Below are 24,991 nucleotides of genomic sequence, written 5' to 3' on the forward strand. Positions count from 1 at the left end.
ATCATAGTAGGTATTTTTACACTAATGCAAGAAGAATTATATGGCTCGTTACTTGGTCGTTGCTGCAAGCAGTGCTATTGGACAATCCTTGACAACCCTACTTAAAAAGCAAGGTGACACCGTTCTTACCACAGCGCGAAACAATCATAAGATAAGCCCTGATTTTCAACTGGATGCTACTGATTTTGATGCTGTTTTAGAAGTTTTTCTCCAAGCGGGTTCTCTTGATGGCGTCGTGAATTGTGCGGGCTCACTATTTCTGAAAAATGCCCACAGTACCAGTGCGGGTGAATTTCAAGCCGTGATCAATGCGTCACTGACTACTTCTTTTGCTACCATCCGTGCCGCTGGTTTAACTATGAAGCAAGGAGGTTCTGTTGTATTGATATCATCGGCTGCAGCATTAGTGGGTCTTGCCAATCATGAAGCCATTGCGGCGGCCAAAGCCGGTATCATTGGTTTGGCTCAATCTGCCGCAGCCACTTATGCCGCAAATAATTTAAGAGTGAATGTCGTAGCACCTGGAATGGTCGAGAGTCCGCTTACCTCATCATTATTAAACAATCAGTTGGTTTTCAATGCATCAAAGGCGATGCATGCTTTAGGGCGCATTGGTACCCCAGAAGATATTGCCCACGCAATTTTGTTTTTACTTAATCCAGACAACGGCTGGATCACTGGGCAAGTGCTTGCTGTTGATGGAGGGTTGAGCCGAATTCGACCCAAGATGAAAATGTAATCAAGCGATACTATCTAACTTTTATGACTACACTTTGTTTTATATTAGGTGATCAACTCAATGAAACAATCGCCTCACTTGTGGCAATCAATAAAAAGGAGGACATTGTATTTTTATGTGAGGTGGCGGAAGAAACGGGTTATGTTCCGCATCATCCCAAAAAAATCGCTTTCTTATTTTCGGCAATGCGCCATTTCGCGCAACAATTGAAAAACAAAGGTTATCGAGTCCGCTATACAACATTCGATGATCCTCACAATCAAGGCAGTTTTGCCAAGGAGTTGCTTCGTGCCATTGAAGAAGAACAGGCATCAGCAATTTGTCTTATTGAACCTGGAGAGTGGCGTGTTCTGAAAATGTTCCATGACTTAAAAAGCCAATTGGCTATCCCTCTCACTATATATGAAGACAATCGGTTTTTATGCAAAATGAATGAATTCAGAAATTGGGCTAAGGGAAAAAAACAATTACGTATGGAATTTTTTTACCGGATGATGCGCCAAAAATATCGCCTTCTGGTTGATAGTAATGGGAAACCGATTGGTGGCTCATGGAATTATGATATGCAAAATCGCAAGAATGCCAATCACATCAGTTCATTCCCCAAGCGTTTAGAGCATGCAACGGATGGCATCACTGATGAGGTTTTGGGGTTGGTTTCAAGGCATTTTGCTAAGCATTTTGGTCAGTGCTATCCTTTTAATTTGGCGGTGACTCGTGAGCAAGCATTAGGTGAAGCCAATTATTTTATGGAGCATTGTCTTTATAATTTTGGTGAATATCAGGATGCCATGCTTAAAAATGAAATTAGCTTATACCATTCAAAACTGTCCTTTTATCTTAATGCCGGACTCTTACTACCCTTGGAATTGTGTCAAATGGCAGAGCAAGCCTATCACTCAAAGCACATCCCTCTTAATTCTGTAGAAGGATTCATACGCCAAATTTTAGGGTGGCGAGAATACGTAAGAGGTATCTATTGGCTTTATATGCCGGATTACAGCGAGATGAACTATTTCAATGCCGCCAGGCCTTTGCCTTCCTTTTTTTGGGGAAAAGAAACGGGAATGTTTTGTATCAAAGAAGTGGTATGCCATACCTCCATTGAAGCCTATTCTCACCATATTCAGCGATTAATGATAACAGGCAATTTTGCTTTGCTGGTAGGTTTGGATCCCAAACAAGTCTGTGAGTGGTATCTTGCTGTCTATGCGGATGCCTACGAATGGGTCGAATTGCCCAATACCTTGGGTATGGCTCTTTATGCAGATGGGGGACTGATGGCCAGCAAACCTTATGCTGCGAGTGGAAAATACATCCAGCGTATGAGTAATTTCTGCCAATCCTGCTATTATAATCCCAATGATCTTTTGAGTGAAAAAGCCTGTCCATTCAATGCGCTCTATTGGAATTTTCTTCACCAAAATCAAGAAAAATTAAAAGATAACCCTCGCCTTCGTTATGCCTATATGAATTGGCAAAAAATGGGTTTTGATAAACAAAAGAAGATTATCCATAAAGCACAGCGAATATTGGCAGACTTGGATTCTGCCAATCTCTGATGTCTTATTTGATATAACCCGCCACATAGATTGTCGCTACCGAACTCCAGGAGCACAGCACTATACCCCATAGCCAATCAAGGAATGCCATACCGACAGGAAAATTCTTAAAAATAGCGAGGCAGGTAAAATCATAAATTCCATAAATAATACCACCAAGAAGCGCGCCATATAATGCGGCATAAGGTAAAGATGTTTTAGCCAGAGGTATAACAAAGACAACAACACTCAAGGCAAAAAGCAGATAGACTAATAGGGCGGACCACCATATCGGCTTTAATTGCCCCTCTGAAAGACGCAACCACTGTTGATATTGGTCAAAATAGAGATTTCTGGCGATGAACCCAAGCCATATCATATCTGTCGCAATAAAGATAAAAAAGGCAATCGCAAAAACCTTAAGCGTCCATCCATTCATTTTATTCCCTTAATGATGATTTTTATCCTTCTGGTTTTGTATTTTACATTCAATTCGATTCAGGTAATAGAGCTTCATTTCCAAAACCTATCATTTAACAAATAACAAAAAGTTAATTTTATGGCTAGTTGAGATAAATGCTTCTTACTATAAAAGGGTATCGGTAATTACGATACTTGAATATGGTGTTTGATATTTGTGCAACCATTCTTTTAATTAGCTCCATCTTGGGAGCAGCTATTTGGCATGCGAGAGCATGTTTTGGGGCTATTACTTCGCTTTGTGCGTTGCTCTCAATATTTACTTAATTTTCTCTTAATGATGATTTTTTATAATATCAAGTCATTTTTATTCAAATTTGTAAATATGTGAGGTTCTTTATGAAATTGCTTCGGTTTCATGAATTAAAGTCATTGCCAAGCATGGACGAGAAAGCATTGGAATTGTTGATAAAGGTTTTAGGCAACAAAGGCATTAGAAAACTAATAAAATCAGCCGATGGCAAGCCAATCTCACGTGAAATAATGATTCATGAGTTTGGAATAGATTGCCAAATTCTATTTATTACCACCGAGGCATCTCTTAAGCCAATCATCGTTCCCACCGAAAACAAGATTTCAGGAGGTGGTAAATCTTATTGTGAGCAATTTAAAGTTTATGCTTTGGATGATGGAAAAACTTATTTCCTAAAATCCGTTAAGATCGATGCTGAAAGCTTGACAGAGTTTACCAATGAGAAAGATACCTTAAGCAAATTGGGTCGCTTGGTAGGCACTTTTTTTAATGAACAAACTCAGGTGCATTATATTCTTACAACTTTTATAAAAGGGATTGATTTATCCCGGTATAAAAACGCGCTTCCTCTTAATATTAATCTAAAACATTTTTGGGAAGTTCTCGGCATTATGATTTCTGTATGCCATCAGGTGAAACAATTCCATGAATTAGGCTTAATTCACCGCGATCTTAAACCTGGAAATATTATGCTGGATGCGGATATGCAGTGTCATTTAGTTGATTTTGGCAGCAGTTCTTCTGATAAAGAACCTAAACCGGCATCATGGGGAACCGCATGCTATTTAGCCCCAGAACTTAAAGCAAATGAGGATTTCATTGCGTTCTCTCAGGCTAGCGATCTTTTTGCTTTGGCCTATTCCCTCAATGAACTTTTTAATCCATTCAGACAGGTTAAATTTGCGAAGGTGGATATAGGAATTAAAAACAAGCATCTTGCGCTTTTGCACGCTGAAATCGAGGCATGTATTACTGGGCTCATGTCAAATGAAACATTAGTACGAACACTTTATTTTTCTCGTATTCTGCAATTACAAAGAGTCCCGGAGAGTTTCAAATCGAAACCAGAAGCATATACCTACATGATTATGCTGCTCACTCAATGGAAAAGCTGTTATGAAATACCGGAAATGAACAAGGAGTTAGATGAAATCATTGCAGAAATAAAAGTGGCTTATGAAAACCATGAACAGGATGCCGTAAAGATTATAACATTGCTTGAGCAGTTATCTAAAGCGGACGGGCTGCTTAATTCTCATAAAGCCTTGCTCTCTGTTTTGATTAAATCGCTTGCTAATGTCCAGCAACAAGAACTCGGGCACGACGACATCTTGCCGCGTCGCTTTGAATCAGACGTTGTGAGCCACCTGATAAAAACTCCAACAGCTAAAATGATGGCAGCGATTAAACAAGTTTCAGATGCTATCGTAAAAATCCTGGAACAATATGAACATTCCCCTACCGAATCTTTTGAGCATGAGGTTTTACAAGATTTTCTCGAACAAATGGTTCAATCGGACATTCTTTTTGGTGCCCCCAAAGAGAAAATTGAGATTTCCGATGTTATAGCAATACTTAAGGCAAACAGGCCGGAAGATTTCGTACAAATTCAGCATATTTCTTTTAAATTTGCCCAAGTTGCTTTACGCGATCTTGCCTTGCATGACCTGCCAAAACATGAGCCAAAAGGCGCGTTTTTAGAAGTATTGAAAAAATATCAAGCAAAATATGCGCCTGAAGAGACATCACTTTTTGAGCTCTATCATCACATGGCAGGTGTTAGAGATCACAACCCATCGAAAGTAAAAAAAGGGGAGGGATACCGCTTTAGAGCATTCATTTGTGATGAGCTTTTTTATGGAGATGAAATTTTTACTACCGGGGATAATCGTGGCCGCGAAGGCAAGCCTAACCAAAGATTACAAACTAATCAAGTTGGTTTAATGAAGTTCGAACATTCAGCCCACACCAAAGGACTACTGACATTAAATGGTCAATCCTGGTATGCTGATTGTAAGACCCAGCTACCAAACTACGATTCAATTCATTATCTCTCAGCCCTGAAAACTGACTGCCCTTATATTACGGGGCCTTCCGGGATGACTTCATTATTTATGAATATGATGTTTCTTCTGCTTAACCCTAAGGATCAAGAGGTGATTCTCTCTTACAGCCTTGGGGTAATGGCTTATGTAGTTGGTGCTGGCTACCATAGCATTAAGGAAATACTTATTCCAATGGTCAAGTGCGTCGGTATTATGCCTGATTATCCGCAACACAACGGAATAGAGTATCTTACTGCCCCACCTTTATATAACCACTACTTTAAGGCAATAGAGGAATTTGATAAAGAGTTTGCTGGGATTCATGAAAAAATTTGGCAAGAGCACCTTGCATATTTCCGTATGACTTATATGCCCGTTTGTATGCGTAGTCATTGCCTGCCACATCAAGTCCCCTCAATGGAGGATATAAGCTCAGAAGTAAAAGAAATGCTTGAAATTGTGTCTAAGTCTGTGAAAAATTGCTTAGAAGAACATAAAGTTAAGCGTACTGGCGATATGGGTTTGTTTCTTTCAACGCCATGTGGGCAAACAAAGGCGCTTGAGATCTTAAGTCATGTCTGTCAACAACAGGTAGGGCTAACCGCAATTTTCAGGCAGATCCAGGCGTATTTTAAAGGAACTTTTGAGACAGAAGAAGGAATAATAATAAATAGAGAAATGCAACTTAAATTTATTGCTCATTTCTTTGATGTATTGAAGGAAAACCCAACACTGCTTTCAAAATTCAATTTGACCTTAAGGATAGAAAACACGATTGGTGTGCATCAGTGTGAACTAGAAAGTTCTAAGCGAAAAGAGCTCTTCTTGGAGATTAAGAAGACGTCCATCGCAGCAAATGAAGAGCCGATGGTTGCAAATCATGAACCCAGGAAAGAGAACCGCAACGTCATCATTTTGACATATTAACCTCAAGGAAGGCGCTCTATGTTAAGTAAAGAAAAAATTAACCCTTCTCTTAAAAATACAAAACGCCAAGGCAGCGATAACCTTGCTGCCATGTCTGATCCGACATCATTAAAAAACACGGGTGACTACCGATGTTTTAATTCAAAACCAGAGGCTTACACTTATTTTATTCTTTTATTAAATCAATGGCAGACCAATTACATGGGCGACAAAAGAGAAGCGATTGCTAAAGCCATTGATTCAATAAAAATGGCTTATGAAAATCATGAGCAAGATACTTTGGTCGTTCACAAAACGTTACATGGCTTGAGTCACTTGCTTGAGCAGGAGCATGCCGATGAGCTAAATGCAATATGCTTAGTACCCATCAAAGACTGTCAATCTAATGCAAACAATATTCTGCCCCGGAGATTTGAATCAGAGCTGGCTTGTCGCTTGATAGAATCACCGACGAAAAGCATGATGGAAGCAATTTATTTGGTATCTCAAGCTATAAGCAGTGTAATTGAGGAATATAGTAAATTCGACTCGAAATCTCCTGAACGAGCTGCACTCGACTTTTTTTTGCAGGAGTTAGAAGGGGCCGATATAGAGTTTGGGGCTTTTAGAAAAAAGCCAACTCCGGAAGAAGTGATTGCTATTTTAAAGGAAAATAATCCGAAGAATTTTATTCAAATTCAATTTATATCTTTTATGTTTGCTCGCAGTCTAATCGGCCCATTTCCATTACGAAATTTACCACTGTGTAAGCCGACCGGCCTTTTTGCCCAAGTACTCGATAAATATTTGCAGGTTCACCCTGGCTTGAAAGAAGAAGAGGAGGGCTTTTCCTATCAGCTTATGGCAGCTAAAAATGAGGCAGAAGAATTTAGAACTTTCATCACTAAAAAATTATTTTACCAAGATGAACTTTATACCCAAGGAGAAAACAGAGGGCGTCAAGGGCCTCGTAAAACCCATTTAAAAACCAACCAGTTAGGATTGATGAAGCTGGATCATTCAGCGCATAGCGTGGGGTTAACAGTTATTCCTGAACAAATTTGGTGTGCGGATGCTCAAGCACAAGAAGCCAATCAGAATTCGATATATTACAATACAGCACTTACAAATGATTGTCCCTATGTCACTGGCCCTTCTGGCATGACTTCTATCTATATGAACATGATGCTGCTGCTTTTAAATCCTCAAAATATCGAATTAATACAAGCCTACAGCCTCGGAATTATAGCATATATCGTTGGTGCCGGTTTTCACAGTGTCAACGAAATTCTTATTCCCCTGGTGAAATGCATTAATCTTCTGCCTAATTATCCAAGCTACGAGGGACTTGAATATTTAACTCATCCTCCTCTTTATCATGAATACTTTAAGCAAATTGCACAATTTGATTCTGATTTTATTCAGTTAAGAGATCAAGTATGGGCATACTATCTAAATTATTTTAAATCGTGCTATATGCCCTTATGTATGAGAGATTTCTGCGAGGTTGAACAGCTTGCAAATTGTCCTGACGCCGCTCCTGAAGTAAAAATATTATGCGACATTGTGCTTAAATCAATTGAGGATTGCATTAATTTTCATAATCTTAATAGGCATCTGGACAGCAGGTTTTTAGGTACAACTACCGCAGACATCGATGCTCTTAATCAATTGAAGGAAGCTTGCGCGAGTCAATCTTCAATTAGTGGTATTATGCGATTATTGCAAAAATATTTTTCAGGGGAAAATATTACTCGGCCAACAGTGATGCATAAATTTGAAACTCGTTCTTATATCCGTTTTTTTCTTGATGTTTTAAAAGATAACCCGCAAGTCATATCTCATATCAATGAGAAAATGAAATTCGATCCTCCATTAATAATCAGTACAAAGGCTAAAATATTTTCAGATGATTTTCGAATAGAATGCTTTAATTTGCATCGAATTCTAAAAAGAGAGTACGAGGTGAGAGAAGATTGTAAGAATACTAGCCAACTAAAGTTGTAAAGGAAAGTAGTTTAAATATCCCTTAAACTTCATTATAATGAAAAATATATATCCAGGTAGGGTAATTTGTGATATGAAAAATATAGCAACTATCAAGAATCGAATTTTCTTAAACCTAGATAAACCTGTTAAGCGCTTTCTGGCGAGTGATAAAGCAGATACTCCCATGACAGCGGAATTTTATGCCGAAAAGGATTACGAACAACTCTTTTTAGATTTTTTATTAGAAGCGGCAAGTAACTATAATGGGCAAATTAGCGTGCTAACTGCCGAATTAGATGCGGGTGCAGTCCGTGTTGCGCAAAAGCTAATGTTAGCCCTTTACTCGCCATGGCAAAACAATCTATTGCCGAAGGCAATTAAGACCATTGCCAACAACTCTGAAGACTATCCTTTGATGAGCGATTTGCTAATCAAATTTTGTCAGAAACATGTTGGTTCTGTAGATACTGTTGATGATTTTGGTGAGACAGCTCTGATTAAAATCATAAAGAAAGACCAGAAAAGGACTTCCCCTCTTTTATTTTTAGTCAAGCACGGCGCAAAACATTGTCAACTAACTTCTGAGTTACAAGATTCTCTTATTGTTAATAATCCAGATATTTACAGTGTTGCGGAAGATAACACTATGGGTTGGATTTCCAGCTGTCCTCAGCCCTAGTTTTCAGAGGGCAAGACAATGTTGGCTCAAAGATGATTGCTTATGTGGCGGGTTTCCATCCCTAAGCGCATTTTAAATTCCTCAATCCTTACAGCGGTTTCTGAAATGGTTAAAGCCAATTTGTCTTTGGCTTTGGAGGTAATTTGGGTGTGGTTAATTGAGAAGCCATATCATGCCATTGAGATAGGCTGCAAAAAGCAACCAAATGAGATAGGGGAGCAACAATACAGCAAGGCTTTTTTTCTTATTTATTAGGCTAAAAATCAGAAGCCCAGTGAGCCCCGCCATCACAAGAATCCATAAAAAACTAAGACCGGTCCAATGCAGTACAAAAAAAAGCGGTGTCCATGCCCAATTCATCAGCATCTGTACTGAATATAAATAAAATATAGATCTCATCTCAGACTCATTTCGAGAGCGCCATAAAACCCAACCAGTTATCGCAAGAAGAGCATATAAAATCGACCAAACTATTGAAAATACTGGTCCAGGGGGAGTTAAATTGGATTTATTGAGCCCTAAATACCAAGAAGGAATATTCGCTTGAGTCAACATTCCTAAAAAAAATCCAATTGCTTCAAAGGTAATTATCCAGATGAGCAGTCCCATCCAACTTTTTTTGTTCAATATGATCTCCCCAAATTTTAGTTAATCTCTTGTCAATCCATTTCTTTTTTTATTTGTTGATAGTAACTCAATGCCTTCATTCTTGCTTCCTGGTGATCAATGATGGGTTTGGGATACTTTTTTCTTAAAAAAATGGAGATGGTTTCAGCATCTGTCCAGGGTTGATGAATTGATTGATTACTTAATTTGGCAAGTTCGGGGACCCATTGGCGTATGTAAACGCCATCCGGGTCAAATTTTTGGCTTTGTAAAATGGGATTGAAAATTCGAAAATATGGTGCTGCATCGGCACCACATCCTGCTACCCATTGCCAGCTCGCGCTGTTGTTTGCCAAGTCCGCATCGACTAAGGCATCTAAAAACCACTGTGCGCCCAGACGCCAATCAATCAATAAATCTTTGGTAAGAAAGGATGCGACAATCATGCGAACCCGGTTGTGCATGTATCCTGTGGCCCATAGTTCTCTCATTCCCGCGTCAATGATAGGATAGCCGGTCATTCCTTTTTGCCAACGAGCTAATAATTGCTCGTCATTTTGCCAGGGAAATACATCAAATTCATTCCTGAAATTCTCGCAATCCAGCTTGGGGAAGTGGTAGAGCAGATGGACAGAAAATTCTCTCCACCCGAGCTCTGATAAAAAGTGCTCCACGGATGCCAGATCACAGGTAGGTTCCAGTTTAGCCAACTCCAGCGCCCTTAAAATGGCCCAAGGACTGATTTCTCCAAAGTGCAAATGAGGTGAAAGACGTGAGGTCGCATTTTTTGCTGGAAAATCGCGGTTCTTTTTATATCCGCTGAGGTGATGAGCAATAAACTCATTCAGTTTTTTTTGCGCGCCCACTTCTCCCGGGGTCCAAAATTCTGAAAATCGCGCTGCCCAATTAATGCTTGGCAATAACTTCCATTTGCCAATGTCATCACTTGTCATTTCGATTCCCATAGGGCGTTTAGTAAGCATAATAGGCGAGGGAATGTTGAGAATTTGTCGGCACTGTTTCCAGTAAGGGGTAAAAACCTTAAAAAAATCCCCATTTTTATTTTTAATTGTCCATGGCTCATGCAGTAAATTTCCATTGAAACTTTGAACCTTAACTCTTTTTTCTACAAGGTCAGTTTTAATTTTTTTATCACGTTCAATGAATTGTGGTTCATAGCAGCGATTCCAGTAGATTGATTCCACACCATATTGGATAACTAATTCTAAAATGATGTTTAGTGGATTTCCTTTGCGGAGAATGAGGCTTAACCCCTGTTGATTTAACGATTTGTCTAAAGCGATTAAGCTATGGTGAAGCCACCAGGCTTGGGCTTGCCCTAAAACACTGCATTTCTCATCATAAATATAAAGTGGAATTACCATCTCATGATGAGAACATGCCTCGATAAATGCAGGATTATCAGTCAACCTCAAATCCTGACGAAACCACACAAGCGCAATAGTCATACTATTCTTCTATTGATGAAAAAAACATAAAATAACATGCTTATTATTTTTTCTTAACTAGAGGAGTTCCTTTTAATTTCTACTAAACGCACTTTTATTTCAAAAGATGGCTGATAAGGGGGAGAAGAAGTATATTGAAGAGTCCTACTAAAATCATAGCCAAACTGGCAATGGCGCCTTCAGTATTCCCTATTTTATGGGCCTGAGCGGTTCCTGCCGCATGGGCTCCTACCCCTAAAAGGGCACCTCTGGCAAGAGCTGAGTTAAAAGGCAAGCGTGACAGGATGAACTCACCGAGTATAGCTCCCAATATCCCTGTGACAATAACAAAAATCGCAGTCAAATCAGGCGCTGCACCAATTCCCCGCGAGATTTCTATAGCGAACGGTGTGCTGATAGAGCGAGGGAGCAGACTTAGACGTAAATTATCATCAAGGCCAAGAAGGATTGCTAATCCCCAACTGGATACTATGGCAGTGAAACTTCCCACAATCACGCCAATTAAAAGTACTGGCCAATGCTGGCGGATGAGGGCACGTTTATCATAAATAGGAATGGCAAAGGCTACAGTTGCAGGACCGATTAACAAGACTAGCCATTTTGTTCCACGGAAATAGTCCTGGTAGTTGACATGCAGTAAAAGCACTATGCTGGCAACCAGTATTGGTGTTAAAGCAAGCGGCATTAACCACCAAAAGGGCCATCTTCTATATAGTTTTTTGGTAATAAAATACATGCCTATTGTGATGAGTGACCAGAAAAGTGTCTGTGTCATGGATTCAGAGAGAATGCTGCTTGGCATGATGCGTTCTCCAACGGTAGCAATAATCAACAACAAGAGCAGTGACTAGCATCACCGTGATGGTACTGAGCAGAATAATGAAGAGAATTTTAAGACCTAAAAGGCCGATAAATTCCTGATGCTCTAGTATTGCAAGTACGCCTGGAATAAAAAAAAGTAACATATTGGCCAGGAGTAACTCAGCACCTCGTCGTATACGATTTAATTTTAAACGATTTGTCGCCAAAAGCAGTAAAACAATTCCCAAGCCAAGAATTCCTCCGGACAAGGGAAGTTTGACTAGCTTGAGCAATAGCTCGCTAGCTAACCAAAATAAGCCAACCAATACTATTTGAAAAAATGAATTTTGCTGAATTTTTTTTGCCATATATGTAATCATGATGAGTATTATTTCTTCAGTTAAGTTTACACTTTTAATTAAGATGAATAAAATGAATTTATAGACTAATAACCTTTCCAATATGGAATAATTATGGAATTTAAACTGCTTCAGACTTTCATAGAGGTTGTGCGCGAGGGTAGTTTTTCCAAAGCGGCTAAAAATCTTTTTGCTACCCAGTCTACCGTGAGTAAAGCCATAAAACAGCTTGAAGAAGAGTTAGGGTTCACGCTCATTGAACGATTTAAAAAGCGTAACATCCCAACTGCAGCAGGTGAAATTGTTTATCAGCGAGGGACCAAACTGCTTGCTGATCGTGATGATCTGCTTAAAGAATTGGATGAAATCCGAGGTTTGAAACAAGGACGATTACGTTTGGGTATTTCTCCAGTGGGGAGCAGTACCTTATTTGCGCCTCTTTTTGTTCTCTATAGACAACGTTATCCAGGCATTGAAGTAGAACTTGTGGAACATGGGAGCGACAAACTGGCAGAGTGTTTACGAGCGGGAGATATCGATTTCGCCGGAGCCTTGTTACCAATCTCTGAAGAATTTGATTACCAATTAGTACGCTCTGAACCGTTGGTTGCACTTCTGGCATCCAAACATCCATTAGCCACTCAACATTCCATTTCTTTACCGGAACTGAAAGAAATACCATTTATCCTTTTTGGCAGTGGTTTCGCTTTACATCGAATCGTATTGGATGCATGCCGCCAGGCCGGTTTTGAGCCAAAGGTGGTCGCTCAAAGCAGTCAGATTGATTTTATGCTGGAACTTGTTGCAGCAGGTCTTGGAGTTGCTTTTTTGCCACAGATGATTGCCACTCAAAAACCTGAGACACAAATTCGCTCTCTTTTACTTAAGGGAAGTGAGTTTCAGTGGAATATGGCCATGACTTGGCGTAGAGACTCCTATCTCTCGGAGGCGGCAAAGGCGTGGTTATCTCTGGTGCGTGAAGTGCACGTTGATGAATAGTTTTAGATTGGGGAATGCATGAGGTCTATTTACTTATTAATCTAATGAGGTGAATATATTGAAAAGCATAGCTTGTGTAGCGCATACTTTACGTCTAATAAAATAAATTAGCATAACCGTGATGAACAACCAGCAAAAAATCAAATGCCCCATTTGTGGCAAACAAAATACCTGGCGTCCTGATAACCAGTTTAGGCCTTTTTGCTGTGAACGATGCAAGCTAATCGATTTAGGTGAATGGGCAAGCGAGAGTCGGAAAATTCCTGGGAGTCCTATTGATCCTGAGTCTATAGTGATAAACAATGATAAGCAGGATAATTTGGATGAGTAGAAGTTGCCAGACTGAAAAGCTCAAATTTGCAAACTTCGAGCAATCTCAATCATTCACGGACTGCCATCGCCTGTTTTCCCATCCTTTGCTGCTGATGCAATTGCAAGGAGCAGGTCTTTACTTTTTGCATAACGTTCCATCTGCGTATCAACAAGGGTAACATGACCGACCTTGCGATCTGGTCGGGGGGCTTTTCCATAAGCGTGATAATGAACTCCAGGAATGGATAAACAGGGTTCCAGAGGCAGCAGATTGCCAATGCAATTTAGTAAAAAACAACAACCAGGTGCTTCAGTACTTCCCAAGGGTAAATCAAAAAGAGCACGCAGATGATTTTCAAATTGGCTGGTATGTGCTCCCTCGATAGTCCAGTGGCCAGAATTATGAACGCGTGGTGCTATCTCATTCGCAATCAATTGGTTGCCTTGATAAAAAAACTCAATGGTAAGTACACCAACATAATTCAGGGCTTCTAAAATTTTGAATGCATGAGTTTGCGCTTCTTGTTGTAAGGTGTCCTGATGAACAGGGGCTTCCGAGAAATGTAAAATGCCCTTTCTGTGATGATTTTTAATCAATGGATAGAAACTTGTTTCACCACTCGTATTGCGAACAGCAATTAACGAAAATTCGCTTTCAAAGGAGATTAATTGTTCAAGAATGAGAGCTTGGCTGCCTAACAGGCCCCAACTTTTTGAAATATCAGCTTGGGTTCGCAAAACATATTGGCCCTTGCCATCATAGCCAAACCTTCTTGTTTTTAGCACAGCAGGCATTCCTATGACTGAAATAGCCTGCATCAATTCATCTTCTGATTCAACCGGTAAAAATTCTGGTACAGGAATATTCAGAGTTCTGAAAAAATTTTTTTCATACAATCTGTCTTGCGTAATTTTCAAAGCTTGGGTTGATGGATAGAAAGGCCTTATTTGGGCAGCCAATTCGGCGCAAGAAAATGGTATATTTTCGGTTTCTATTGTGACGCAATCCACTTCTGACAAAAATTGTTTTAAAGCCAATTCATCATTAAAATCAGAGACTATCATCCTGGTGAGTTGGCCAGCACAGGCGTCAGGGCTGGGATCCAGGCAGACAGTGTTAATCCCTAAGGGATAGGCTGCTAATGCCAACATTCTTGCAAGTTGGCCACCACCTAGAATACCAAGTTTCATGACTTTTCCTCTTTAGGGTTTGGATTGTCGAGTACTTTTTGTGTTTGTTGTTCTCGATAACGTTTTAAGGCAGCTCGAATGTCAGGATATTTATTAGCAAGAATTGCAGCTGCAAACAGTGCGGAGTTGATGGCACCTGCTTTACCTATCGATAAAGTGCCTACAGGTATCCCCGCGGGCATTTGCACAATGGATAGCAAGGAATCGACGCCATTTAAAGTTTGTGACATGACTGGGACACCTAAAACAGGCAAAGATGTTTTGGCTGCTACCATGCCAGGGAGATGAGCCGCTCCTCCTGCACCAGCAATAATCACTTCCAAACCTCTTGTCTCAGCCTGTTCCGCATACTGGAAAAGTTTGTCGGGTGTCCTATGAGCAGAGACAATTTCTGCCTCATAGCTAATGTTTAGCGCATCCAGTGTTTGGGCGGCATGGATTAATGTTTGCCAATCACTTTGAGAGCCCATAATTAGACCTATTAAAATGGGTTTCATAGTGTGCCTCTCTTGTTTGAATGTTTATAACATACCATGGACTTGATTCTCGCAAACGGTTAAGGATTACAATAAGGACAATACCTTTGGTCAGCAAATTCTAGTCCATCGTCTCGCGCTTGATAAGTCTTAAATTCACATTTTAGACAATTTAAAACTTTTCGCAGGTAAAGTTCTGTTGGTGTTCCACAAGAAATGCAGGCTAAATGACCTTCAGACGAGATTTTTCCAAACCCCGGAGTGTGGCATTGAGGGCAATATTGCTGAATGCGGTGAACCAGTTTCACCGCAAGTTTATTAATTACATTCATCCGCAGCGGATTCATCATCGCTCTCATATCGGTTTCAAGGCGGATAGTTGTACTGTATGTGAACGCTTTTTGAATTGCTGTTTTAAGTTGCTCACGCTCACAGATTCCTTTTTGGATATAATTTCCTTCGCTATTTAAGGCTCGAACAATAATGCCATGACTTGGAAATTTTGCTTTGTTGAGAAAAGCTTCATAGTCATCTGTGGCACTGATATCAATATGACTATAATTTGTCTCTGTAGATAATTCGTGCTCTGCAATAATTAAATCATTGTCCAAATCAACAAAGGCCATCAACTCAGTATCAGCCGGACAAAAATAAAGCTGCGGATGGGGACCGAAGCTTCCCTCACTGGATATAACATAGCGGTACCCAAATTGTTGCGCCGCTGCCTTGGCTTTCTGAATTAATGTTTCATAGGCGGAAGCTTTTCTTGGTATTTCTCCAGTGAAGGTGCCGAACTGATCAGTATCATAATCAACAGGAATATGGATAGTGCAGCCTAATTTCTCCTCAAAAGGAGGCTGAATCGCTTTTTCCTTTTGATGTTTTGAGGCCAGTAAAACACGCTGATTTTGATAGTGCATAGGGGTCACCTCCAAAGTTAAATACTAAGAGAAATAATCGACTCTAGCAACAGAAACATCGGACACAAACATCACACCGGAGTTCTTTTGAAACAGAGTTTTCATCCCAAGGGCAATCTTCGCGATAGCTTCCTCTGGCGCTACGGCAATAAACATGACAAAGGAAGCTTTATCATTAAACAAAATTTTCCCTTCATGAAACCCATGGTGACCTTTTCCGGAGACATTTCTTAATAGCGTAAAACCTGATATGTTTGCTTTTTCCATCATGGCTGCGACCATATTTTCATTGTCGCCGGAAACGATTACTTCAATCTTTTTCATCGGATGCAAAGTGATATTCATCTCCTTTTTTTCTGATACTTTGATTATATTCATCAGAAAACTCCTTTCACTGAATTAAAGTCCATGTATTGGTTTTCTCCAGCCTGTAAAACAAGTGATTTCTGGGATCAATCACCACTAAATGAACCCATTCATTAAAAAACAAGGTTTTTAAGACGTCTTGTTTTTCAATTAATGCACTGACGATTTCGCGAGGCGCATAGGCTATAGTCAACAGGCGTTGTGGCTCATGAAAGGGGGTGTCGTCATTGCTCATTACGGATTGCAGTGGTAATCCATGCATCAAATCACTGCCATTTCCTTGCATGACTCCTATTTTCCCTGTGACATTATGGGTAATTTTGCTGCCACTGCCATAAGCGACGTTATCGATGGTTGAAAATAAATATTGCGTATTAATCCATTGGGCAACTACCATGGGGGCGGTTAAGATGGTTTCAAGCAAGGCACCCTCTTTATCCTGGCTCCAGTCATAAGAATGCAAGAAGCAACGACCTTCCAGATTAATGTTCTTTGTCAATTGACGAGGAGCTATGATGAATGCGGCATTGCGAGCAAGGCCCCATTCCGGCCGAGTTTCTGACCAATCCGCGCTTCGGCGTGCAATATCTTTCTGGGCAGGGGCTGTAGCCTTTAATTGGTTGATCCGTTCCAAATTATTATTGTGCTGAGCTGCCTTTAAGTCCATTCTGAGCTGCTTCAGGATGTCTTGATGTATGAGTTGACTAACATTGGAATAATAAATTTCAACTTCATCAGTTGTTGTGTCATGTTGAGCACCATAAAACACTGTATCTTGAGGGATATTGATTCCGTTTTCGGCTAATGCTCTTCTTACTGCTGTTTTATTAAGAATGGAAGCCAGTAATTGCGCATTTTTCCCGCCTTGATTTCCACCGCAGGCACCGCAATCGAGAGCTGAAGCATAGGGATTATTTTGAGTAGAGCTGCCATGACCACAGAATATAATCAGTTTAGCGAAATTATCAGTAAGCCCCATTAGTCTCAGTGTCATTTCGGCATAGGCAGTTTGTTCTTTAAGTGAGATCCCCACCTCTTGGTCAAATAAATCCAATTCAAATACTGGCTGTGTTTGAATGGGAGGGCATATTAATTCATCAAAGTCTTTGTATAGACGTCTGGCGAAAAGAGGGATACATGATTTGAGGAGCATAGTAATTCCACACCAAATTCCTAAAGATTCCACTAAGGTAAATGGTGTTGAAAAATTATATTTTAATTGTTGATAGACTCGACTTATGTGTTTTTTAAACGCTTTGCCTTTCTTGTGATGCTCTATGCAATGCTCATTTGCAGCAACGGGTTTTTCATAAATACTGAAACGTGGTTTTAACAGGACAGGACAAGAATCTTTTTTCTTCTCATTGTCATAATCGGTGATGCTAACAGGCAAACCAAAGAACCCTGCAAATCCCAAAGTCTCATAATCACCTAGTTTTTCTATAGAACGTCGAAACGGTTCTGAACGGACATCAATACAAAAGACCATTTGCGCATCGGGTCTTTTAGGTTTTAGATGAATTTGGTTTAATTCAGGCAAAAGCTTGTTTAAAAGCAATTGCCTGTACACGTCTTCTTTGTTTTTTATTTTTTCAATAATCTTTTTAGCATCGGGATTATTTTTTTCTTTTTTTTTTTCTTCTTGAGCAGCCTCTGGCCACAATAGGCATGTCAACACAAGTCTTACCGCAAGAAAATCGACAAGACTTACTGGATTTTCTTCTTTACCTGTGCGATTTTTCCACTCGCTTATCCATTTAATATACCCAGCCCATCCAGGCAAGTGAGACAAAGTAGTTTGGAGAAACTTTTCTTGTTCTTTAATTAATATCCCAAGTTTGTCAAGGCAAAGCCGAATTGCTTGTTCAGGCATTTCTGGCAAATTTGCTAACCAGGCTTTTGTTGATTTATTGTTTTGATGCAGTGTGCTGTCAAAGGGGGCTAGCTTTAAAAAGCCAAAATATAAACCCTTATCACGATGAGGCATTTCGATAGTACCTTGTCCAATGTCCAGAAAGCTCCCACACCATTTGATCATGTGCCAATTGACTCTTTCCAGTTTTTCATTGAACGGTACGCCTTTTTTTGCGGTCTGGTTTTGCAGCACCGCCTCTTCAAAGGACAAGGATTCAAAACCATGTAATGGATTGCAGGCTATAAATTTTTCCAGAGGCCATACCGGTGTAATTTGTTTGGCAACATTGTTCACCATGGCCCGTATGGCCACTTCATCATTATCTAGTTTGTAGTTGGAATGCTTCGTCTTAATATCGTTCTTGATCTTCGGGTTTATTGCTGTAAGGTTATTCATGTTGACTCCTTTTCTTAATAGTAGTAAGTGCTGCGATTGGTTGTAATGGTTTTGGAATGGGGAGCACTTGCATTGAACATTTGCACGTAAAACCAATCCCAAATTTTTGTTTCTTGTATTTTTTTGAATACTCCTAGGTTGAATACAATCCAGATAATAAAGAAAATGATCAGCGTTAAGCCTTGTGGTGCATTTAATTGGTAATCAGGAAGGTTCTTGAAAGCAGGTAAAACGGATTCAACAAGATGTATACTTGCGCCGTAAAAAATTCCAATTGTAAAAACCAACATGAGGGTCATAACTACTTTTTTAAGTTGCTGTTCTTGCGCAATCAAGCTTAGGGTGAGCTGAGTTCCAGTGATGAATGCAAACCCTAAAAGAAAGCTAGTAGTCTGCAGGGATAGGATAGGCTTCCCAGTAATTAGGGCAAAACCATAGGCTCCAACAATCCCGCCAACGATGGCAATCACTAAGGCTTTCCATTTTTTAGGGCGCGATATGAGTTGATATTTGTTTTGTTGAATAACAGAACCTGAGTTGAGAAAAAGATAGGATTTAAACAAGCCGTGCCAGCATAGATGGGCGATAGCGGCCGGGAAAAGACCTAGCCCACATTGCATCATCATAAAGCCCATTTGTGCCATGGTGGAACAAGCAAGCATGCTTTTGATATTCCATTGCAATAACTTCCAGACGCTGCCTAAGAATGCGGTTACCGCACCGAAAATAAATAATATGGCTAATAAATTATCGTATGTCACAAACAGGGGAGCGAATTTCACGACCAGAAATCCACCTCCATTGACTAAACCGGCATGCATCAAAGCGGATACTGGCGTTGGCGAATTTAAAGAGCTCATTAACCAGCGGTGAAAGGGCCAGATGGCTGATTGGGCCATCGCTGCCAGGACAATAAATCCAAGCGCAATCGCAACAGCGACAGACGATTCGTTGCTTGCTTTGCTAGTTAATATTTCAATGGACATCGTGTGATTGGTTGAAAACAGTATGCTCAGTGCGGTGAGAAGAAAAAGACTTCCTGGTAGTAATGCTTTCAGAGCCAATAGCCCTGAGTTATAGGCTGCCTTCCACTGTGATTTGTGTACCATCAGATTAATCAAGAGTAGATTACTTGCTGTCCAGGCAAACCAAAACAACAGGATGTTGTCTGCCAAAGCCATTACGACTGTGCTTAACGTAATTGACGATAGATTGAAAAAGTATCGTCTGTAGTTCCTGTCCCCATGCATGTAGCGCATGGAAAAACGGTGAATAATAAAACTGATAAACAGTATCAATGTGGTCAACAACAAGCTCAGCGTGTTAACATTAAATAAAAAAAAGCTGTTTTGGTTTGCAGCGCGTGAAGAAAGAATTAGTGCTAAAAGGCTCAAAACAAAGCCAATACCTATAAATGCGGTGCTGTAGTATGTTGCCAGGATGTTCCTTTTCTTTCCTAACAAGATATACAGAAATATTGCTAACAGGGGCGATAGCATGATGGAAATCGATAGCCCATTTAAAAATTGTTCCACAGTAACTCTCCATTAGAAATTCTGTTCTTATTGTGGAAATATATTAGATATGTTAATATAAGTAAAATTAAAAATATTGATTTGAATTATTAGAAAAACTTATGTCAATTGATACTATAACCTTACAATGCTTTCTGGCAGTAGCTGAAACTCAAAGCTTTACCAAGGCAGCACAGCGGGTTGGTCGCACCCAATCGGCCATCAGCCAACAAATTGCCAAATTGGAAAATCTGATTGAAAAACCTTTAATTAATCGTGGACGTGAACTATCTCTGACTACGGATGGTGAAATTTTTTTAGGCTATGCCAAACGCATTTATGAGCTGCATCGAGAATCTCTCGATCGTTTTAAAGCGCCCGAGTTACAAGGTGAAATCCGCTTCGGTTTACCTGAAGACTTTGCCAGTATTATTTTATCGGATGTCCTTGTTGAATTTTCAAGATTACATCCTCGTGTACTGTTGAATGTGGAATGTGATTTAACTTTGAATCTCATTGAGCGTTTTAATGAAGGCAAATTTGACTTAATTCTCATTAAAACGACTCAGCAGCAGGTTGGTGCTGAGTGTGTCCATGTTTGTACGGAACCCGTTGAGTGGATAGGAAAAAAAGAATTATTACCTCTTGTAGACAAACCAGGTCCAATCCCCTTAGTGCTTTCACCAACACCTTGTGTTTACCGGGGCAATGTGATTGATGCTCTGGATAAAAACCATATTGATTGGCGCCTGGTTTACAGTAGCGCAAGTTATGCGGGAAAAATGGCCGCTGTTCGCGCTGGGTTGGGGATCACTGCTATTCAGCGCAGCATGATCCCTAACTATCTTGAACGGCTTGATTACGATATTCTTCCAGTTTTGAATGATGTGCATGTTTCTTTATTAAAAAAGAGTGAAAGCAATAAAGTGATTGAATCGCTTGAATTTTTTATATTGCAAAAATTAAAGCACTAATAATGCAACAATAACCTAGGGTAAAAGGGATGTTTAGGGAATGAGTGCAAAACCAATTAATTCAATTTTTGATGTATTAGATCGTCAAACAATCTCATCCATCGCGATGATTAGTGTTATTATTAGCTTACTGTCATTGAGCATCCCTATTGCTGCTCAAACACTTGTGAATTTAATCGCTTTTGGCAAGCTATTACAGCCTGTCATTACTTTAAGTTTTATGGTATTGATTTTGATGCTGGCTTTAGGAGCCCTCCATATATGGCAAATTGTAATTATTGAGGTAATCCAGCAAAAACTGATGGTTAAAGTCAGCTTACATTTGACACGACACTTTACTCATTTATCACTAGATAATTTTTCAACACACCATGGACCAGAATTGGTCAATCGCTTTTTTGAAATCGTGACCATCAAAAAATCATTGGCGAGTTTATTGTTATATGGCATAAATTTGGGCTTACAACTTCTTTTTGGACTATTACTGATACTAATTTATCATCCTCTTTTCCTTTTGTTTGATATTTTTATCATTTTTGGCATTGTACTTATCATTTTCATCCCCTACAAAAAAGCATTAGACAGCGCCAAAAAGGAATGCGCTGAAAAGCACGTCGTGGGCGCCTGGCTAGAGGAAATTTTGATTAACCGGTATCTGTTCCGTTTTAATTTATATCACCGCTATGTGACCCAACAAACGGATAAAAAGCTGGTTGCTTTTTTAAAAGCAAGAAATACCCATTTTAAACAGCTTATCAAACATCAAATCGGTTTTTACACACTCTCTGCCTTGGCGAGCAGTCTTTTATTGGGGCTAGGGGGATATCTTGTTATTAATAATCAGTTAAGTTTGGGGCAGTTGGTTGCGGCAGAAATTGTTTTAGGCGCTCTGATATACTCGTTTAAACGTTTCGGTGCCCTTTTAGAAAATTATTATGATTTGGTTGCCTCAGAAAATAAAATCGATGCAGTGCTTAACCTGTCACTTGAACAGGTGAAAGAGGATGAGCACGGTGAGTTATTTTCTCCAATTAATAGTATCCAGTTAGAGATGGACAGCAAGAATAAGGCATTGATAACTGTTGATAAGCCTTTATTGGTGTTTTCGGAAAAATCGGATTTATGCCGATCTTTTATTGAACAATTGTTAGGATTTCGAGATCCTGTTACCCTTCAGGTTCTTATTAATGGGATTCCTTGTGCCAAGAGAAACCTCATTTCTCTGCGTCGTTTTAGTTTATTGATTGCAGAGCCCCAGTGGTTTACTGGGAGCATTTATGACAATTTGGCACTCAATCATCGCAATATGTCTGGCAAAGTCATTATTGAGCAATTAAAAAATGTTGGACTCGCTGATAAAGTGATACAACTGCCGGAAGGTATACACACTATTCTTTATGAGTGGCAGGATGTATTTACTTCAGTTGAAATTACCAAATTGATGCTTGTCAGGGCTATTCTGTTGCAACCTGAATTAATCGTTATTGATCGCGCTTTTGACATTTTTAACTACCAGGAAGTCAATGATATGGTGGGATTGTTATTGACATTAAAAAATACGCTGATAGTAATCGTGAGCCAACATTCTGATTTTAACCATTTAAACAACCGTCTGGTGATTCCCTCATGAAACTGCATGCTTATACAATGATAAGTAAACTGCCTAATCCTCAAAAAATAGGGAAAATAATTTTCACCGTCTTTGTTATCATTATTCTTTTTTTGAGTTTTACTCCATGGCAACAATTTGCATTGGGTAATGGCAAAGTCATTGCCTTTTCACCAACAGAGAGACAACACACCGTTAATTCTCCTATTACTGGACGAATAAAGAAGTGGTATGTCGATGAAGGCATGCGTATCAACCCAGGGGATCCAATAGTCGATATTACTGATAATGACCCGGAACTTTTGTCACGTCTTGAAGTAGAGAAAAAAGCAATTTTGCTTCGCATAGAGGCAGCCAAACAAGCGATTGTTGCAGGCAAAGCTAATGTTGACAGACAAAAAAAATTGTATGAACAGGGAATTAATTCGAAAAGACAATATGAATTGGCCCAAATTGAATACGCAAAATACCAAAATGAGCTGGCGCAGGCGAACATTGATAAAGTGAATGTTGATGTTCGTATCTCCCGTCAAAAAACGCAAATTATTAAAGCTCATGTTGCCGGGATTATTTTTAGGCGTTTGACTGGTCAAGAAAGTGTCGTTGTGAATGCTGGCGACGTATTGGCGCAAATTCTCCCGGAAACGGAATCTCGTGCTGTTGAGCTATGGATTGATGGGAATGATATTCCTTTCGTGCGTCTCAATCAAAAAGCACGGTTACAATTTGAAGGATGGCCTGCTATTCAATTTCGCGGATGGCCAGAAATTGCAGTGGGAACATTTGGGGGAACAGTCTCCTTTATAGACCCCACAGATAATGGATTTGGCTTATTTCGGGTCGTTATTGTTCCTAACGAACCTTGGCCTAGTACGCGTTTTTTAAGGCAAGGAGTACGAGTTCATGGGTGGGTCCAATTGGGTCAAGTTCCTTTATGGTATGAGCTTTGGCGTCAGTATAATGGGTTTCCCCCCGAAAGCGATCGTGAGAATAAAGCATCATGATTTTTTTTTCTTCGGGCAAAAACAGATTGATTGTATTATGCTTGTTCTTCATATTGTCATTCAATTGTTTTCCAAAACCAAGTAAACCTTTGCTACTTGATGCCGTACTTAAAAGCGTTGATCGTAGTTACCCACAGATATTGATAGCGTGCCTTGAAATTAGAAAAGCTGAAGGCGATTATGTGAATGCTTTGGGAAAATTTGACCCGTCTATAGATGTGAATACCCGCTCCCAGCCTGAGGGAGGATATATTAATAATTACGCAGATAATCTTTTTAATGTGCCAACTCTCTATAATGGGCTTAAATTGTTTGGAGGCTATCGTATTGGTAGAGGCGATTGGCCCATTTACTACCAAAACTATTTGACTAACTCCGGTGGTGAATATCGAGCAGGACTCTCTTTACCTCTATTGCGTGATAGGCGAATTGATAAAGAGCGTACCGAGCTTTTTACAAGAGAAGAAACAATTCGCATGAAACAGCAGGATGCTGCCGCCACAAAAATTAAAATTTATCAGGAAACCATTAAAGCCTATTGGCAATGGGTTGAGGCGGGTTTCCAGTTAAGAACTTTCAGGCATCTGTTAAATTTAGCGAAAGAGCGGCAAAACGCGATTATTCAACAAGCTCAACAAGGTGATTTGCCTAAACTGGCTATAGCAGAAAATTTACAACTTATTGTTCAACGTGAGCAACTAGTCAATCAAGGGGAAATGTTATTGGCACAAGCGGGCATCAATCTTTCACTATACTACCGTGATGCAAATGGCAAACCGCAAAAGCCGAAAGAAAGTCAATTGCCAGCATCATTCTCCAAGCAATCAATTCGGCCATCCAATAGTATTTCCCAGTTACAACAACATCCTGTTTTGCGTAAACTGGAGAATTACTCAAAAATTGTTAAATTAAAACAAAATTTAGCAAGAAATGAGCTTCTTCCCAATCTTGATGCGACAGCCTATACCTTTAAGCAATATGGAACAGGAGGTTACCCTTTGTTGATCCCTCAGGCAGCGATGATAGGTGTGAACTTTAAATTCCCTATTTTTCAACGTGAAGCAAAGGGAAAACTTATCAGTACAACTAGTGAACTTCAGCAAGTGAAAACAGAAATGAAGTTTACCTATGAGCAGTTAAATAACCAGCTTGCCAATCTCTTGGTTGCAATAAAAATATATCAACAGCAAGTTGTGTTGCTTAATAAAGAGTTAAATCTCGCAAGGCAAGTGGAGAGGGGTGAAACGAAGAAGTTTTATGAAGGCGATAGTACGCTCTTTCTGGTTAATCAACGTGAACAAACAACAGCGCAAGTCAAGTTAAATTGGATTAACGCTGAAGTCAATCTACAAGAGGCCAGGGCTTTAGCGAGATTTTTTTCTTCCACACAATAATAACGAATATCAATTTGAGACGTAAGTGATAAATAACTTGTTTACCCACTGGCG

22 protein-coding genes are annotated in these 24,991 nt (G+C 39.7%); 11 read left to right on the top strand and 11 right to left on the bottom strand.

Going from position 1 to position 24,991, the window contains the following annotated elements:
* Window positions 1-40 precede the first annotated feature (40 nt).
* Window positions 41-739 (top strand): SDR family NAD(P)-dependent oxidoreductase, encoded by a 699-nt coding sequence (locus EL201_RS01125; RefSeq protein ID WP_027223317.1) that lies wholly within the window; start codon window positions 41-43, stop codon window positions 737-739.
* Window positions 740-762: 23 nt separating this feature from the next.
* Window positions 763-2,301 (top strand): cryptochrome/photolyase family protein, encoded by a 1,539-nt coding sequence (locus tag EL201_RS01130; RefSeq protein WP_027223318.1) that lies wholly within the window; start codon window positions 763-765, stop codon window positions 2,299-2,301.
* 4 nt (window positions 2,302-2,305) lie between these two features.
* Here the strand turns inward: EL201_RS01130 and EL201_RS01135 are convergent, their stop codons facing one another.
* Window positions 2,306-2,719 (bottom strand): DUF2177 family protein, encoded by a 414-nt coding sequence (locus EL201_RS01135; protein WP_027223319.1) that lies wholly within the window; start codon window positions 2,717-2,719, stop codon window positions 2,306-2,308.
* Window positions 2,720-3,099: 380 nt separating this feature from the next.
* Here EL201_RS01135 and legK4 point away from each other — a divergent pair, with 380 nt between their 5' ends.
* Genes legK4 through EL201_RS01155 form a run of 3 tightly spaced genes read left to right on the top strand, consistent with a single transcriptional unit; the run spans window position 3,100 to window position 8,632 of the window.
* Window positions 3,100-5,985, top strand: a complete 2,886-nt coding sequence (gene legK4, locus EL201_RS01145; RefSeq protein WP_027223320.1) for a Dot/Icm T4SS effector kinase LegK4 — start codon at window positions 3,100-3,102, stop codon at window positions 5,983-5,985.
* A gap of 18 nt (window positions 5,986-6,003) precedes the next feature.
* A complete protein-coding gene (locus EL201_RS01150; RefSeq protein WP_027223321.1) occupies window positions 6,004-7,971 on the top strand; it encodes a hypothetical protein in 1,968 nt (655 codons plus the stop codon).
* A gap of 37 nt (window positions 7,972-8,008) precedes the next feature.
* A complete protein-coding gene (locus tag EL201_RS01155; RefSeq protein ID WP_080273235.1) occupies window positions 8,009-8,632 on the top strand; it encodes a hypothetical protein in 624 nt (207 codons plus the stop codon).
* 153 nt (window positions 8,633-8,785) lie between these two features.
* Here EL201_RS01155 and EL201_RS01160 read toward each other — a convergent pair whose 3' ends face one another.
* The 4 genes from EL201_RS01160 to EL201_RS01175 form a co-directional block, all read right to left on the bottom strand.
* Window positions 8,786-9,259, bottom strand: coding sequence for a TspO/MBR family protein (locus EL201_RS01160; protein ID WP_027223323.1), 474 nt, complete (start codon window positions 9,257-9,259; stop codon window positions 8,786-8,788).
* A gap of 32 nt (window positions 9,260-9,291) precedes the next feature.
* Window positions 9,292-10,707: a cryptochrome/photolyase family protein gene (locus EL201_RS01165; RefSeq protein WP_027223324.1), complete on the bottom strand. Its 1,416-nt coding sequence runs from the start codon at window positions 10,705-10,707 to the stop codon at window positions 9,292-9,294.
* A gap of 94 nt (window positions 10,708-10,801) precedes the next feature.
* Entirely contained in the window at window positions 10,802-11,509 is a 708-nt protein-coding gene (locus EL201_RS01170) for an LrgB family protein (RefSeq protein WP_027223325.1), read from the bottom strand.
* Window positions 11,487-11,876, bottom strand: a complete 390-nt coding sequence (locus EL201_RS01175; RefSeq protein ID WP_027223326.1) for a CidA/LrgA family protein — start codon at window positions 11,874-11,876, stop codon at window positions 11,487-11,489. The genes EL201_RS01170 and EL201_RS01175 overlap by 23 nt, the downstream gene beginning before the upstream one ends.
* Window positions 11,877-11,981: 105 nt before the next feature.
* Here EL201_RS01175 and EL201_RS01180 point away from each other — a divergent pair, with 105 nt between their 5' ends.
* Window positions 11,982-12,866 carry a LysR family transcriptional regulator gene (locus tag EL201_RS01180; RefSeq protein WP_027223327.1) on the top strand — a complete coding sequence of 295 codons (885 nt, stop codon included), beginning with the start codon at window positions 11,982-11,984 and terminating at the stop codon, window positions 12,864-12,866.
* Window positions 12,867-12,987: 121 nt separating this feature from the next.
* Window positions 12,988-13,197 (top strand): DNA gyrase inhibitor YacG, encoded by a 210-nt coding sequence (gene yacG / locus EL201_RS01185; protein WP_027223328.1) that lies wholly within the window; start codon window positions 12,988-12,990, stop codon window positions 13,195-13,197.
* 53 nt (window positions 13,198-13,250) lie between these two features.
* On the opposite strand, the gene EL201_RS01190 is transcribed toward yacG, so the two are convergent.
* The 6 genes from EL201_RS01190 to EL201_RS01215 are packed head-to-tail and all read right to left on the bottom strand — an operon-like array spanning window position 13,251 to window position 19,977.
* Window positions 13,251-14,369 carry a 5-(carboxyamino)imidazole ribonucleotide synthase gene (locus EL201_RS01190; RefSeq protein ID WP_027223329.1) on the bottom strand — a complete coding sequence of 373 codons (1,119 nt, stop codon included), beginning with the start codon at window positions 14,367-14,369 and terminating at the stop codon, window positions 13,251-13,253.
* A complete protein-coding gene (purE, locus tag EL201_RS01195; RefSeq protein ID WP_027223330.1) occupies window positions 14,366-14,866 on the bottom strand; it encodes a 5-(carboxyamino)imidazole ribonucleotide mutase in 501 nt (166 codons plus the stop codon). The genes EL201_RS01190 and purE overlap by 4 nt, the downstream gene beginning before the upstream one ends.
* Before the next feature lie 59 nt (window positions 14,867-14,925).
* Entirely contained in the window at window positions 14,926-15,765 is an 840-nt protein-coding gene (locus EL201_RS01200; protein WP_027223331.1) for a DUF6671 family protein, read from the bottom strand.
* 24 nt (window positions 15,766-15,789) lie between these two features.
* Entirely contained in the window at window positions 15,790-16,143 is a 354-nt protein-coding gene (locus EL201_RS01205; RefSeq protein ID WP_027223332.1) for a P-II family nitrogen regulator, read from the bottom strand.
* Between the two features lie 13 nt (window positions 16,144-16,156).
* Window positions 16,157-18,442, bottom strand: coding sequence for a DUF2309 domain-containing protein (locus tag EL201_RS01210; protein ID WP_032828958.1), 2,286 nt, complete (start codon window positions 18,440-18,442; stop codon window positions 16,157-16,159).
* Window positions 18,443-18,456: 14 nt separating this feature from the next.
* A complete protein-coding gene (locus EL201_RS01215; protein ID WP_027223334.1) occupies window positions 18,457-19,977 on the bottom strand; it encodes a proton-conducting transporter transmembrane domain-containing protein in 1,521 nt (506 codons plus the stop codon).
* Between the two features lie 101 nt (window positions 19,978-20,078).
* Between EL201_RS01215 and EL201_RS01220 the strand changes: the two genes are divergently transcribed.
* From EL201_RS01220 to EL201_RS01235, 4 genes are read left to right on the top strand one after another with little or no spacing between them, the layout of a single operon-like run.
* Window positions 20,079-20,930 carry a LysR substrate-binding domain-containing protein gene (locus tag EL201_RS01220; RefSeq protein ID WP_027223335.1) on the top strand — a complete coding sequence of 284 codons (852 nt, stop codon included), beginning with the start codon at window positions 20,079-20,081 and terminating at the stop codon, window positions 20,928-20,930.
* Window positions 20,931-20,970: 40 nt separating this feature from the next.
* Window positions 20,971-22,560, top strand: coding sequence for an ABC transporter transmembrane domain-containing protein (locus EL201_RS01225; protein WP_027223336.1), 1,590 nt, complete (start codon window positions 20,971-20,973; stop codon window positions 22,558-22,560).
* A complete protein-coding gene (locus tag EL201_RS01230) occupies window positions 22,557-23,543 on the top strand; it encodes an efflux RND transporter periplasmic adaptor subunit (RefSeq protein ID WP_027223337.1) in 987 nt (328 codons plus the stop codon). Before EL201_RS01225 ends, EL201_RS01230 begins: the two co-directional genes overlap by 4 nt.
* On the top strand, window positions 23,540-24,937 hold the full coding sequence (locus EL201_RS01235) for a TolC family protein (protein WP_027223338.1): 1,398 nt from the start codon (window positions 23,540-23,542) through the stop codon (window positions 24,935-24,937). The genes EL201_RS01230 and EL201_RS01235 overlap by 4 nt, the downstream gene beginning before the upstream one ends.
* Window positions 24,938-24,991: the final 54 nt, after the last annotated feature.

The organism is Legionella pneumophila subsp. pascullei (assembly GCF_900637585.1).
Classification (GTDB): Bacteria; Pseudomonadota; Gammaproteobacteria; order Legionellales; family Legionellaceae; genus Legionella; species Legionella pascullei.